Below are 15,044 nucleotides of genomic sequence, written 5' to 3' on the forward strand. Positions count from 1 at the left end.
TTTGATTTGATTATTTTATTAATTGTATTTCGTTGGTGATCACTGTTGATTTTGGAACGTAAGCTGTTCCATTCCATGATTTATGAACAAATTTGCATTTGATTCTTTCATTTGTAATTTTCTTACCTGCATTCATCACAAGCATTTGTGAATAATCTTTAGAGTGCAGAACTTTGAAACTGTAATCATCTCCTCCGGAGGCATTCAGAATTTTGAATGTTTCTTTACCATCTGCCATTGGAACTTTCGGATCATTGAAAGGCTCAGGGTTTCTTACCAAAATTGCAACTACGTCTTTATTGGCATTTACAATTTTTACAAATTCTGTTGTAGAGGCAGGATTCAACGGTTTTATTCCCAATACGCCTTCAAACGTTCTGTCGAATACTTCAGAGTATGTATTCACAAGGCCCTGTAAATAGCTGTTTTCCGTACCTCCTGAAACTAAAGTATAGGCGTCGTCCAACTGCTGCTGGGAAAGATTGACATCAATCTTGTAAACAGCATCTCTTTCTTCTACCAATACATTGTTATCATCAACCTCTTTCAGTTTATAACTTTCTATCTGCTCAAGGAAATTCTTATATCTTGAAGTCTTAAATACAAACTCATGTACCTTCTGATTCTCTTCATAGATGATTTTAGTTCCACTTAACTGTGGAGCAATAACTCCGTCTTGGTTTTCATCAAATGCATTATAAACAATTGCTGTATATAATTTTTCAGGGTTAAGATTGGTAAGCACTACGGAATAACTGTGTGATTTAGGTTTCACCGGGTTACCCAGTTCAATATGACAATTCATACCATTGGCCGGCAGATTGGCGTGGTTGATATAATTAAACATCTGTTGAATGCCCAGCGGTAAGTTAGGATCATCCGGTGCCCAGTTTTCAATCGTCTCCGGAACCGTTTCATGCGTCCAGTCCTGTGGTAAAGGATAGGGAACAATAGCATCCGTAACGGGATCTTTAATAACAATATTGACACTTCCTTTCAGTTCTTTCAGCTGAGAATATCCTTCCCATGTTTTAAGCATGTTATAAACGTATGGTTTCGTAAAGAAGAGACGGATCTCACATTCTTCATTTCCATAGAATACCGGTTTGGCCATCAATAAATTCCCGTCAGCATTAGGATATGATTTTTTCATATCGATATAGGATTTCAGAGAAGTAATCGGATATTCTTCAGGTTTTCTTCTTTTTACAGGATTAAATGAAGCTCCGTTTTCATCTTTTATTTCCTCTAAATATTCAATATTTCGTTTTTCAAAGTGCCCGATAGGTCCAGCAGTTTTAAATCCGAAATAATAATTGAAAGTGGTAGACGAATCCCCTCCGTTTACTTCATCTCTCAGTTTAAGATTGACACAGTAAACACTATTAGGTCTCCAGATAGGCTGTACTACATTTTCAATGGCATCCATCATTAATCCGGTATCCTGCTGAACTGCCAGCTGTCCCGGAATGGTTTGCTGATATTCATAGTCCTGTGCTGTAAACCATGAAACCTGCTGAAGCATTGTATGACAGTCTATCACAGTACCGCTGTTGCCGTTTCCATTACATCCACAATCTCCAAGCTCATACATAATGTTAAAGATTTTCTGAACAATCTGCATTGCATAGGATAATGTAGCTCCCTTCTGTCCGGCGTATTCCTGGAGTTCTTTAATAAGGGCAAGGATATATTCTTTGCCATTACGCAACTCATATTCAGGATGCATTTTATCAAACTCATCAATCCTATAGATCATACTATCAAAGCATTTCCAGCTATCGTGCAATACATCTGATGAGTTAGAAACACAGTTATTAAGGTTATAAGTGATCTCAGCCAGGAAGTTGCAGAGTTCATCTTTTTTGGTACATCCTTTATCTTCACAACCACAATCGGGATTATATTTAAGTTTAACCGGCTTATTGGTAGTCTTATTGATTTTAATGATCATCACCTTATTGGTAAAATCTTTGATGCTGTCATTGGCGAAACAGATATTCAGCGCTGAAGTTCCCTCAGAAACTTTTACAATATCCTTGTTATTTTCAACATCCTCATAGGGCAGATGAAGGAATAGCACCGAATGCAAATTAAAATCTACATAAGGACCGTCGTTTCCTGTAATCAATTGATATTGATACTGATAGTCGTTCAGGCTGTTTACTACTGTTGAATCAGTAAGGTTAACAACTCCTGTTCCTCCGATTCCTCCAAAGTCTTTCTGTACCTCTAATACTTCAAAATCAAGTTCATTACATGGAGAGGACGTACATCCTTTATTTTTTAAATACTGTAATTTCTCCAGAAGCTCATCATATTCTTTCTGCTGATCAGGTGAAAGAATAACTGTGGAAACCTCTCCCGTGGTATTGGCTACAGCATCAGTCCAAATCTGGTCAATCATCGTATTGATATTATCAATTTGTGACTGATTGGCATTCTGAGGAATAATCTCAATTTTGGATACATACTGACCATTAAAATCCTGCGAGTTGTAAAGTAAGATATCTGCCAGTTCTGCTTTTGTTTTTACCACTTCAGTAATAAGCTCATACTGCTGGTAGATCGCATTGGAGAAAACATCTTTATAGTATTTCACCGTAACACCGGATGCCATTGTAGAAAGCCATAACTTCACCTGTGCAGAAGCCTGAGGAAGAAGGACTACCAATGAATTCCCGTTATTGATTTTTAATGATTGGGCAAAATTGTGTGGATTCGATATATTGGATACACTCATATAATCATTGTCTGTAACCGTACCTAAAAGGCTGTAATAAGCTCCGTTGATATATTCCGCAGGATACATTAAAGGCTGATGGTAGATTGTTCCAACCGCTTTATCAAGAACATTGGATTCATGCCATGTTTCCGTATGTTCCGTACAGAACAGAGAAGATGCGGTAATTCCATATTGCTCAGGAATAAACCATCCCGGTTGACCGCCATCCAGGAATGAGAATGGAGTCGACGCCAAAAGACGGATGGTATCATATTTCTCATTCGTTTTCTGCCAGTATCCGATCTTGAAATCATTGATATTGGGAATATGGATCAGATCATTATCTGAAACCACGGCTCTGTAAGGGTTATATTCTTCCCAAGCTCCATTTTTATTAACGATATTAATGATGACATCTTCGATAAAATATTTATGCTGTACCTGGCGGATCACGTGTCCTCCCGGCTGATTTTTCTCTGGTGGGATAAGATCCAGATAACCGCTTGCGCCGGTCGTATGTCCTCCGATCTTATGATCCGCTGCAGCAGTCGGAATCAATCCTTTTTCTACCTTGATGTCTACATAAGTATCCAGAGGGATATATGGCCCCTCATCTTTAACTTTGTTCGGAGCAGGCATGGCGTTAATCGGCAGGAAAGGTTTTAGAAGAAACTCTTCACTCGTCAACATATGTACCCCTTTTACCGCACTATCCAGTCTTGCTTCTTTTGGATAATCAATCGTTGGTGGATCTGACTGGTGGGTGATAGGAGGTATTCCTGAAGTATCTGTTTCATTATTTTTTTCCCATTTAAGAGTTAAATGAACTTTAAGCTTGATCTTAATGAATACAATTTTGACCTTGAGTTCAAATTTCAGCTCTGCCAGAATCAGGAATGGTTTTACCAATTCTACTCTGAAATAAATAGAAATAAATAAGGAAACCTTGATGATAAACAGGTTGATTTCCGCTCCTCCTTCCACATAGATATATCCTCCGGTCTGAGGTCTTTCAAAGCTGACTTTACCACCCACTTCTATGGCTGCCCATACTTTGACGATAAACAGATTCAGGTTAAAGTCTACCCTGGCTCCGGCTTCAATTCCTTTTGCAGCAATCATCAGATAAGCCTGTGCTTTGATATTGACGGAATCTTTGAACAGAGCTGCTGTAATCGGTTTTTCTTTGGTTCCAAAATTTACATACCATGGTCGCTGGTTCTTGAAGAAGAATCCCATCTGAACCTCAGCTTTGATATCAATAAAGGAACCGTCTTTTCTGTTCAGCTGGAAGTTTCCTCCTGCTCCGATTTCCAATGAGTTGTTTCCTACAATAACAAAAGCATAGAATGGCGGTACACGCGGATCGGTTTCTGCCAATCCAAGACGCTCACTGATAATCGTAAGCCCGGCATCAATGGCAAACATGCTCGGTAATGACAATAATACCATCGCTCTAAGCGAAGCCAGCCTTCCGTCTAATGTTGCCAAAGAAGCTCCAAGTCCTACGGAGAAAGGGAAATCGTATTTCTGAGTATACTGAGGTCCAATGAATTTATCCATATTGATCCCCCGCTGAGGATGCATATAGTAGTCATACCATGTATCGTTATCGGTCATCCCGATCGCTTCTTTATGGGCAATGTACCGGTACCCTAACAGTCCTCTGAATCCGAAGATCCCGAATGACCCTAAAGGAATAGCTGTAGGAAGATCTACGCTGGCATCAATATAAAACCCTGGATATTTAGGGTCAAATGCCATTTCTGCAGCCCCGTACATATTCATTTTAGGAAGCTGTACTGAAATTTTACCTCTGTATTCGGTAGAAACTCCAGGTTCCGGAATGGTAAGTGCTCCTTTGATAATGGCCATCGCGGATGCCGGGCTTGCTGATCCCGGAATAACAAGATCCACTTCCAATGTTGAGATATGGAAATAACTGTCTCCTTTCCCTCCGTGTTCATCATCATCATTGGTGTAATAATATTTCACTCCGTTTCCTCTTACATCAAGACCTAAAGGATTCACATTGATTCCTCCATCGAATCCGATGTAATTGTAACTTCTCATCACTCCATCACGCTCTCTCTGAATGGTTCCGAAGTGGATCGCTGTTACACTCATCACAATGGGTCCTAAATTCAGATTGAGGTTGAGCGGAATAATAGAGTTTCCTCCGGCAATTTCAAATTTACCGTTAGCATAGTAGCGTACGGCAGGAAGGTCAATTCCTTCTTTTAAGAGCTCTGCCCCAAAAGTACCATCCGGGAAAGTAATTTTAGTATCAGCTTCAATGTAGAAGTTATCATTTTTCTTCCCGATCTCAATATTCTGAAGGTAGAAAGTAAGAACGTCAAAAAGGTTCAGTGGAAGACCAAATGGCAGGAATGCAGCAGAAAGCTTGAAATTCTCTTTACTTTCCCATTCTCCTTTAACTTTAATGATCAGGTCTGCAGTACTGTTGTAAAGTTTAAATTTCTTGATCTTTAATCCTGCTTCCAGTGATGAATGCACCACTTTCCCCTGATGGAAATCGATTTCAAATTTGCTGAATCCTAACTGCCATGCTTTATCAGGGTCTTTACCAAGGTCAAACCATAATGTACGGTTATTTTCATCAAGGCTGTCTACAGAAAGGCTGCTGATAAATTTATAATATTCCTCTTCTTTTTTAAATTCCCTGTAATCACCCGCTGAGGTCGTCAACCCTATCGGATAAACAAATTTAAGCTGGGAAGGAGAAGGCAGTGTATTGATATATTCAAGTAATTTAGCTTTATTGGCAACTGCCACCTCCGTATCATTGGACATTGATTTTACCTTAAGGTTGGTATAATCAAGGGAGAAAAATTTGCTGAAATAATCAACTACTGATGTTTGATTACCTTCTGTTTTAACAGCATAGGTCGGTTTAATGGAGATATTTCCTGAAAGCCCCCCTGTTCCGATCAGTAAATGATTGGCAGAAATCCCGATGGTCTGCTGGGTATTGGCTTCCGGATTTTTCTTTTTAAACCATTTTTTCGGAAGGAAGATCTCTGTATACTCCATGTATACTCCCATAAATTCCTTAGGCCTTCCGTCCGCATCGGCTTCAGCAATGTTTTCTTTTTTACTAAGGTCAATTTTCAGGTTGTGGATATCAATCACAAAACCTGTATTTCCGATTTGAGCCGGAGTATTGGTATTTAATACCAGGTCCATATTGTAACCGAATCCTTTTTCGGTATCCGCATAAAATAATGCTTCTCCGAAGCTCAGCAATACTTTATCAGGATATAAGGGATCCTGGTTGCCTTCCGGAATCGGATCCAACGGAGTGGTTGGATGTTTAAGCGGATAAACCGGCACCAAAATATTTCTCGGAAACTCAATTGCCGCAGACAGCATCAATGTTGCCTTAAATTTTGGGATCACGACTTCCTTAATAAATTCATCAATATCCTGCGGAATCAGGGATTTGAAGAATTTTTTTACATTATTTCCTGTTTCCTGAAGATCATTTGTTAACAGATAGGCGCCGAATGCTGCTAAAGAGGCATATTTTCCTGCTCTGGAAAAAATCTGCTGTACTACTTCAGTAATTGTTGTGGCATTAGTAGGCACAGGAATCGGGTTTCCGGACCATCCTCCATAAGCAGCATTCATATCATTGACGAATTGCACCAATGGCGTAATATCCTGATCCGAAGGCTCTACAAAGGTGTTCACAAAATGGGCTATCGCCTGTTCTTCCGTCACGTTGAGCACTCTCAGCGCTACCTCGAAGATCTGCTGGGGCTCAAAGGAAAAGTTTCCTAAGCTGAAATAGCGTAAATACGCCAGGATCTTCCATTGGTATTCGATCGTTATAGGGAATGCGGAGATTTTAGAATCGTTATTTTTGAGATCCGGATTCAGGACCAAAGCGATTCCGGTTCCCGGAATTTCGATATCGATCCTTTTCGAAACGATAGATAAACTGTAAAAAGCCGAATCTCCTTTTGGCCCTTTACTGTACTGTAAATCTTTATAGTAGATTTTGTCGAGGAGGTTGGTCACCCCATCTTTTATGAATCCCAGAATATCCGGGATGTCGTCTTGTGTAATCACAGAGGATAACCTCGGGTAATACCTGTGTGTTACCGGTGTTTGATTTGACATAAAAATAATTTTGTGTTTTGGGTAGTTGGAAGCTTTTGTATATGTACAAAGCTTATTTAAGTAGGGATTACTTAATTTCCCGTGGTATACTTAGAACTCAGTGGTATATATTTAAAAACCTATATATATTTAATTGATTTTCGATTTAGAATATCAGAGTAAAGACAATGACAATTGAGGCTCATAAAATTATGGGCAATTAAAGTAACTTATAAGTATAGTAAATAAAAGTTCTAATTTATACGTGCTACGTTCATTAAAAATTAGGAACCAGCGGCTCTACATGAGTAAAATAATATAATTGCTCATTAGTTATTCCCAATTTCTGAAAAAAATCACCAGCATCTTTCAGAAAGACGTCTAAGCTGTCCCAAAAGCTATCATTACTGAAAAGATCATAATTCATAAATATTGTTCTAATGTCGCCATTATCATAAAAACTAAAATAAATTTCAGAGTCTTCAAAGAACACATCATCGGGATCTCCCCAAGGAATGTGTTTGTTGCCGTAATTAAAAACTTTCAGGCCTCCTTTTGCCTCATGAGTAATGCTATCATAAGTAATTGTTGCTATTTTATTTCCTCCAGAATTTAAAACAATTCTTGAATAGGTAGCATCTTGCTGCAGATCGGTATAAAACTTACAATCCCAAACAGTGTAATTATTAATAATTTGTTTATTACTCAAAATCGTCCAGTTTAAACTGGGATCCAATGCCGTGAGAACTTGAATAACATCTTCTCCAGGAGATAAATAATATCTTCCGCCCCAAAGATTATTATCTCTGTAAGTCTCTTCTTTTTTTAGTACATTATTAATATGTATATGTTTAGAAAAATTATTTAAAGAAAATGCCTGTTGCTCTGTAATTTGCTTTTTATTGCTGTTAAAAAAACTTACTGTTGTGCTCATTTTATGATTTTTTAAAATTCATGACAGGTAAAATATCATAAGGGCTATCCTTGACAATAATTGAATACCCAATTTTAACAACATCCGGAATTGCCGGGTTTTCTGGTATTTTAAAATATTCCTGTCCGTTACTTTTTTTAATTGCAGCTCTATAAGCTCTCATAATATCTGACTTATTCTTCTGAGGCTGTGCTGTATTCTCAATATAAGGGTCTTTATCAAAAATAACATCTCCCATCAACATTCCTCCGACCTGCTCATTAAATACTTTTTTTGGTATGCTACTAATCACACCTGAGGCAATATCCCTTCTTGCCGAATCATGTTTGACAGTCTCTCGATACCCAACCCATCTATTAATTACAAAATCTACAACAGACTCTGCATCACTTTTTGTCATTACTAACTGTACATCCAAATCGCCTGGAGGATTACCAGGAAGATAGGGTGTATTCGTAGGATCTGGCGGATCAATTCCTTCTGCTCTTTTAAACAGTGTACTTCCTTGAATCGCATATCTTACCACCTTGCCTTTAATAAAGTTTAATTTTTCAAAAAAATTAATTGCCTGTGTACAATATGATTTAAAATCCTGTAAAGTCTCAAATCCTGAAGGAAATCCTTTAGCTAAAATAACCTTTTTATAGTAAACTATTTGTATTAATAGTTCATCATATGTACATGGTTTTGAGTTTCTACATGCCATTAATATCATATCTTCAACAAACTTAGGATTAATTATTCCCAATATCAAACATTCCTTAATTAGCAATTTTATTTTATGATCAGGAAATTGTGTTGCGAAATGTTCTTTATTGAGTCCCCCGTTAAAATCTTTTATCCTTTTGGCCATATTAGGTCTTATACGATCAAAATAATAATTTACTTCTTCTTCATCATAATCGTTCAGATCTCCCGTGCCTTCTGCTATTAAGGCTACTTTTTGAAGAAATTCATTGGCTGCGGGTGTATTAAAATCTGCGGGTACAGGAGCCAATAGCAATCGTTTCGCTGCAACTTTTTTCTGACGACGTGCTATAGCATCATCTCCCAGTGAACTTAATTCTAACCAGCCAAGCAATATTTTCAATTTACTGCAAAATTCTGAAGAACCATTATTACAGCTTGCTGCATAATCTAATATGTTTTTACTATACTGTTCTGAAAGGCTAATTGCATCTGTAAATACAATAAACTTTTCAAAATTGGAAAGTTTTCTGATATGCAGAAATTTACGGGCTTTTCCTGCCATACCACCAGAAGTAAAGAAATCTACAACATCCAGTGCCTTAAAAATAAAAGACTCAGCGTTTTTATTTTTATTGACTTCTGCAATATATTTAATATAAAATATCGGTATAATTGCATTATAGTTATTTAGATTTCCTGAAGGGTCATGGTTATCTGTCGATAAAATAGGCAATTCCGTATAACTTAAATGATTGACTAATGTAACCGGTTGATATATATCATAATATCCGTAAGGATACCAGCTTCTTGCAAGTGGTGGTTCAGATATATCGCCTGACTTTGCAATATTCCAATCATTGGTAAGTGCACAGATTTTATTATTTCCTGTAAATTCAAAAACAAAATTCTGATTAAAAAACCCCCAATCACTTGATTTATAATTAATAATAACCGGTCCCGATGTCTTATCAATAGTATAACCTAAATTGGGAGCATACCTTATCGATGGTTTCTTATTATACTTGAAAAGGGTATTTCTGTTTTCTTCCACCAAACTCAGCAGATTATCATTATAAATATCATCTTTATAGGGATTAAATCTGCTATATCGCCATAAACGGTAAACCGCATTCACAAAATTATACCTTGTTTTTACAGGGTCTAATTCTATTCCAGGAATATAATTTACCCATGATATCACATCTTGTGTAACATGCCAACTTTGTGACATTCTAGTATATAATGCTTCGAATAACGTTGCTGAATTTCTTCCGATTTCATAATCTTGCGACGTAGGCTGTTGTTTTTGCCTGGTATCTGGAATCCAATTCTTTTGATGAATCAGCTGATCCAGGAATGCATTTATATTATCGGTATCAGTACTCTCAAATGAATAAGCAAGGTTTATGGCGAACTCCTCGTAGTTTACACTATTTATATATTCTGAAAGCAGCTCTTTAGCCATGTACTTCAATATCTCTATTTTCTTAGATACGCCAAGACCTACTAGAATTTTAGGGTGCATACCCATTAGTGTTAAGATCGTAGCTTTTATATCTGTAGAATTATTTAAGATATAAAGATGCTTTTTAACCTCATTATAATATTTTAATAAATAAAAATAATATTCAGTATAGTAATCTTCTTTTTGAGAATCAGTTAATGATGATGTGTTTGTCGTACTCCAAAGTGCCTTCTGATTTTGTTTTAATAAATCAACTCCTGAACTGAACGCTTCAAAGATGAATTTATCAATATTATTTATTAATTGTGTTACATCTGCAATTTTATTTTTAACATCAGGACTGTCTGTTAATATGACATTGTTATTAAAAAATTCAAGTGCTGTACTGGTAAGCGTTAAGCTGCCACATCGGCTACCATTATTATCTTTAGCAAAACCATTAGATGGTATTACTCCTGTTAAAAAAACTTCTCTGTCTTTTTCCTTAAAATTTTTAGTATAGCGATTCCAGCAATAGCTAGGAGTTCCTGTAAGAGCAATCTCTCTTTTTTCTATTGTCATTTTATCATTAATCTCAGCATTCTCCCACTGTTCATATTTTTTCATGTTACCGTAGTTTCCTGCTTCAATATTTTCATAGAAACTAGTTTCCTGTACATAAAAAGTATGGCTCGATTTACCATCCAAATAACCTGCACAGGTATAACGACCGTCAGCTAATACAAAACTAGCCAAATGTCCTGTAGTAAAATAAATGATCTCATTTAGAGCTCCTTTTCTTACTACTCTTCCGTCTTTAAGTATAAGTGCATCTGCCATTAGAATAAGTCTAGTTTAAATGTTATTTCTTTCTCCGCAACCGGATTATATTTAGCATAATCCGGTTGCGGAGAAAGAAATAACATTTAAACTAGACTTATTCTAATGGCAGATGCACTTATACTTAAAGACGGAAGAAGTAAAGACTATATTATCGATTGTTGTCACATAAAATAATTCTGTCGGAAATACAATGAGTAACCCTCCATTTTGAGTTTCTCCAATTACTCCTACCGCATATTTTTTATATCGTATTCCTTCTAAAGAAGTAGAATAAAAGGATTCATCAGGAAGTTCATTTCTCAGATAGAACTTAGGATTATTTAGTACGTTAGCACTGATGATACTCACCAGTTTATCATTCTGAGTTTTTGTAATTCCCAATAGTTTTTTGCTCGGTAAAAATTTCTCACGAACTTGCAGAGATAAGCCTGTTATTGTACCTCCATTTTCTTCAGTAAAAAATTCAGTTTTAAGGTAGTATGGAATTTCCGGCATATAGTAATTATTCATTTGCCCACTAAAAGTAAGTGTCCCTCCATTACTATTATCCCGATAAGCCGATCTGCTTCTAACAAAGCCCCCAAAAGTCTGACGAATATCGTTCAATAAAGTTTCATACGTTATTCGTTCCAAAGTTTCGGTGTCATTTTTATAGATCATATCCTCCACCCGCTTTGTCGTAACTGTTGCTATATCCTTAGCGCCATCTTTATTTTCAAAATCAATAAGCAATAGATTTTGATCAATTACGTACCGAAGCTCATTTGAAGTTCTGGATTCTATAGCTGGACTTACATTAATTAATCCAAAAACATCATCTATATCCTTTAAGATTATGGGTTTAGTAGAAGCTGTGGGAGGAATTGTATTGGTAATTTCAATAACCTTTCCCTCATAAATCAGCTGCACAAACGAAGCAACCGTTTTATTGGCACTTGTTTTATTTAAACTGAAAGTAATAGGCTTTGTGAAATTGGTATCAATTCCGTCACCTGCTTCCTGAAGTAAATTTTTCCCTCGGATAAAATAGTCCTCATTCGGAGTATCCGCATGTAAAACTCCTTGTTTCACATACAAAGCAGCGGCATCATTGTTATCCGTAGTCAGCTGAATGACAAGTGATGGCTGTGCCTCGAGCTCTTTCACCGGCCAGCCCTGTTCGAACTGTTGTAGGAAAAGGTTACCGGCTGCCGGTCCAATCTTAATGTTATTGGTGCTGGATTCAAGGTTCTGATTTCCGTAGAAATTATATGATCTCTGCCTGCTTCCCTGGATGTACAGATAGGTAGTCTCCGCTGTTTTAAAGCCTGAAATCTGGCTGGCAATTTGTTCTACCGTTTGCAGGACAGAGTTATCATTCATATGAATTTTGCCTTTTCCCTGAGTATGCAAACCATAAAAGGCCGCAATATCAAGGAACTGAGTGGCTGTTTCCCTGATCAGTTTCTTTTGAAATGCAGTAGTACCTGCCGCCTGATCTAAAACGTGATCCGCATGACGGGCAAAATTTAAATTTAACTGGAAGGGATTGGGATCATTCGCTACAGTATAATCTCCTTCATTCAATACGATATCAATTCCTATGCTTCCTGTAGCATTTCCAAGATGGGTTCCTCTTGGGATCATGGGCAGTTCAAATGCTTTGGTGGGATCTGCTTCAGTCGTTGTTCCAGTATTTGTTTGTGTTTTGGAAACCTTAAGGAAATAATCATCAATAAGAGTATTTCCGGGCTGTGGGCTGTTGGTCCCGGGGTATCCGATATACTGAGCGGTAAATGTAGGTGCTGTAATTCCCAGCATATTATACAGGGCTTTAAAATCTTTCCTGATGAGATCTACAAATCCTGTTACTGCTGTTCCGTCATTGATGACATCATTGGCTCCAAAGAAATCTAATTTATTCAGACCCCTGTACACAATGTATTTGATCGCAAGTCCTTTAACCGGCTGGTTAAAAGGCTTCAGGATCGCGTTTACTTTAGTGGAATCATCTCCACAAGGTTGTAAAAATACCTGTCCCTGGCAAATTGTATATACTTTGCCGTTGTATTCGCTTATTTTGGAGGTGGTCCTGAATACAGTACCATTAGCTCCAAACTTTTGGGCCGGGCTTTGCGAGAAAGTCTTCCCCTTTTCCAGAAAGAAGAAAGATTCCGGCAGAAGGTCTGGCCGTACGTTAAGCCCTTTGCTGTCGGGAGCTGTTGGTAAAGTTCCCGATGGAATGTTTTGTGGCATTTTTGTGATTTTTGGTGTTAATAAAAGGTAAGGCTGGTGATTGATGATGGCAGCCATATTGAAGCTGTCCTGAACCATCAGAGACAATTAAGGCTTTAAGAAGACTAAGCCTGGTTATTATGTAAGCTGTATTTCCTTAAATTTATAGTGAGTTTTCTTCATGTATCTTAGCCGCTTCAAGAGTCGCAATGATTCAAAAGTTCTTTCAAATATTATGATCTGCCCAATTCAGAAAGGATGGTATTTACGGTAAAGACAAAACCCTTCCTGTACAATCACCTTCATTGATTGTAATATTGATTTTCAACGGTAAATCATCTTTTGATTACTTCGTGAAAATTACATATCCGTCCTTATCTTTTGGTAAATTCTGTAAGTTTCTCCAGGAGGCTTTGATCTTCCGCTCTCCTTCCAGATGGATCTTCTTTCGAAATGTGACAGGTCTTTCATTGTTTTCCAGTTTCCGCCCCAGTCCCAGCCATGTCTGGCAAAGATCTTCACACATTCATACCAGTCGGCAACGCCGTCATTATCCCAGTTTTTGGCAGTGTCCCAGCTTGCCACTTTTCCATCGATAATCAGGCAGATATCTACCGCTAATCCGTAATTGTGAATGCTTTGTCCGGCTTTTGCATTGGTGACCTTCTTTCCGGCTTTTGTTCTTCCCTGCGCATAGAGTGCATCCTGTTCTTTAAAGGTTCTTAACCCCTGGGTAATCCTTACTTTGGCTCTCCCGGTAAGGGCTTGATCGCATTCCCTGACGACCTGCATGATCTCTTCCCTTACCAAAGGATGAAGTTTTTTTATTCTGTTTTCACTTGGTTTATCCATGATTGATTATTATTTTGTGATTGGGTGTTTGATTGTAAGGCAAAGCTATTGTAGTATAACGTCAAAACCTGACGTGTTATATTGTATGATAGAAAAATTTAAACTTCTGTCATCTCTTATATGATTATTTTTTATCACCCGCTCCCGGATTCGAAAAATCTTTGAACATCATTGGCTGAGTTCTATTCATTTTCATCATAGCTTGCTCTTTTATTCTGTAACAAAGGTATCGGGGCAGAACGTCAAAACTTGACGCATTATATTTTTTCCGGAAAAAAAACAAATTCCTATGATGCGACCATAAATAACGTGAGTCACAAATAAATTGAAGTATGAAAAATACAAAAAATTATCATGCTGATGCGATGACCGGATTAGCCTTACCCTATAAATAAGGAATCAGAAAGAGCATCTACCTGTTCAGCCAATGAAGGCACTCTGCAATTTGCCGTTTGCTGATAAAAACCTCCGTATTCACCTCCGGTTCAGGAGAAAGCTTGAGCTCTACCTTCTGGCTTGAATGCTTGATTATTTCAGTAATTGCCGCTCTGTTAATGATAAATTTACGGTTCACTTTAAAGAAAACCTGCGGATTAAGCTTTTGAATAATATCTTTAATGGTATCATCATAAATATAGGTCTGATGATCCATAGTGGTGAGGAAAAGATATTTTCCGGAGGCAAAGAAATAAGCGGTGTTATGCTCATCTACAGACTTGAGCTTATTCCCTTCCCGTACCATAAAGCGTTTCATAAGTTCGGAATCACCTGCCTGCTGCTGTAAGGTAGAAATAGACTTCAGGACAGGTTCAGGATCAAAATTATTCCGTATCGAAATAAATTTCTGCAATGCCTGATGAAGTTCTTCCTCTTCAAAAGGTTTCAAAAGATAGTCTATGGTAAAATGCCTGAAAACCTTTAATGCATATTCGTCAAAGGCGGTAATGAAAATAATAGGGGTAAAAAGTTCCACCTGTTCAAAGATTTCAAGGCTCATCCCGTCACCAAGATGGATATCCATGAAGATCAGATCCGCTGAATCTTTTTGAAAGAAATCAATTGCCTGTTTTTTAGAACGAAGAATAACCGTCTCTGTAACAGGGACTATGCTTTGTTTATCTAACAGATTTTTCAGATAATTAACAGCCAGCAGTTCATCTTCTATAATGGCAATTTTCATAATTATCCGCAAAAGTACAAAAAAACCGCTAAAACAA

At 37.4% G+C, this 15,044-nt stretch carries 5 protein-coding genes and 1 pseudogene; all 6 read right to left on the bottom strand.

Translation table 11 applies throughout. The features are described from left to right. Window positions 1-10: 10 nt before the first annotated feature. Entirely contained in the window at window positions 11-6,871 is a 6,861-nt protein-coding gene (locus MUW56_RS04045; protein WP_292011979.1) for a hypothetical protein, read from the bottom strand. A gap of 256 nt (window positions 6,872-7,127) precedes the next feature. Further along, the gene (locus MUW56_RS04050) at window positions 7,128-7,784 is read right to left on the bottom strand and encodes a hypothetical protein (RefSeq protein WP_292011980.1); all 657 of its coding nucleotides are present in this window, start codon (window positions 7,782-7,784) and stop codon (window positions 7,128-7,130) included. Window position 7,785: 1 nt separating this feature from the next. Beyond that, window positions 7,786-10,758, bottom strand: coding sequence for a hypothetical protein (locus MUW56_RS04055; protein WP_292011981.1), 2,973 nt, complete (start codon window positions 10,756-10,758; stop codon window positions 7,786-7,788). Window positions 10,759-10,860: 102 nt separating this feature from the next. After that, window positions 10,861-13,074: a hypothetical protein gene (locus MUW56_RS04060; RefSeq protein ID WP_292011982.1), complete on the bottom strand. Its 2,214-nt coding sequence runs from the start codon at window positions 13,072-13,074 to the stop codon at window positions 10,861-10,863. A 247-nt stretch (window positions 13,075-13,321) separates the two neighbouring features. Next, window positions 13,322-13,827: pseudogene (locus MUW56_RS04065) on the bottom strand (M15 family metallopeptidase). Between the two features lie 412 nt (window positions 13,828-14,239). Further along, window positions 14,240-15,007 carry a LytTR family DNA-binding domain-containing protein gene (locus MUW56_RS04070; RefSeq protein ID WP_292011983.1) on the bottom strand — a complete coding sequence of 256 codons (768 nt, stop codon included), beginning with the start codon at window positions 15,005-15,007 and terminating at the stop codon, window positions 14,240-14,242. Window positions 15,008-15,044: the final 37 nt, after the last annotated feature.

Origin of the sequence: Chryseobacterium sp., assembly GCF_022869225.1 — a bacterium.
Taxonomy (GTDB): Bacteria; Bacteroidota; Bacteroidia; order Flavobacteriales; family Weeksellaceae; genus Chryseobacterium.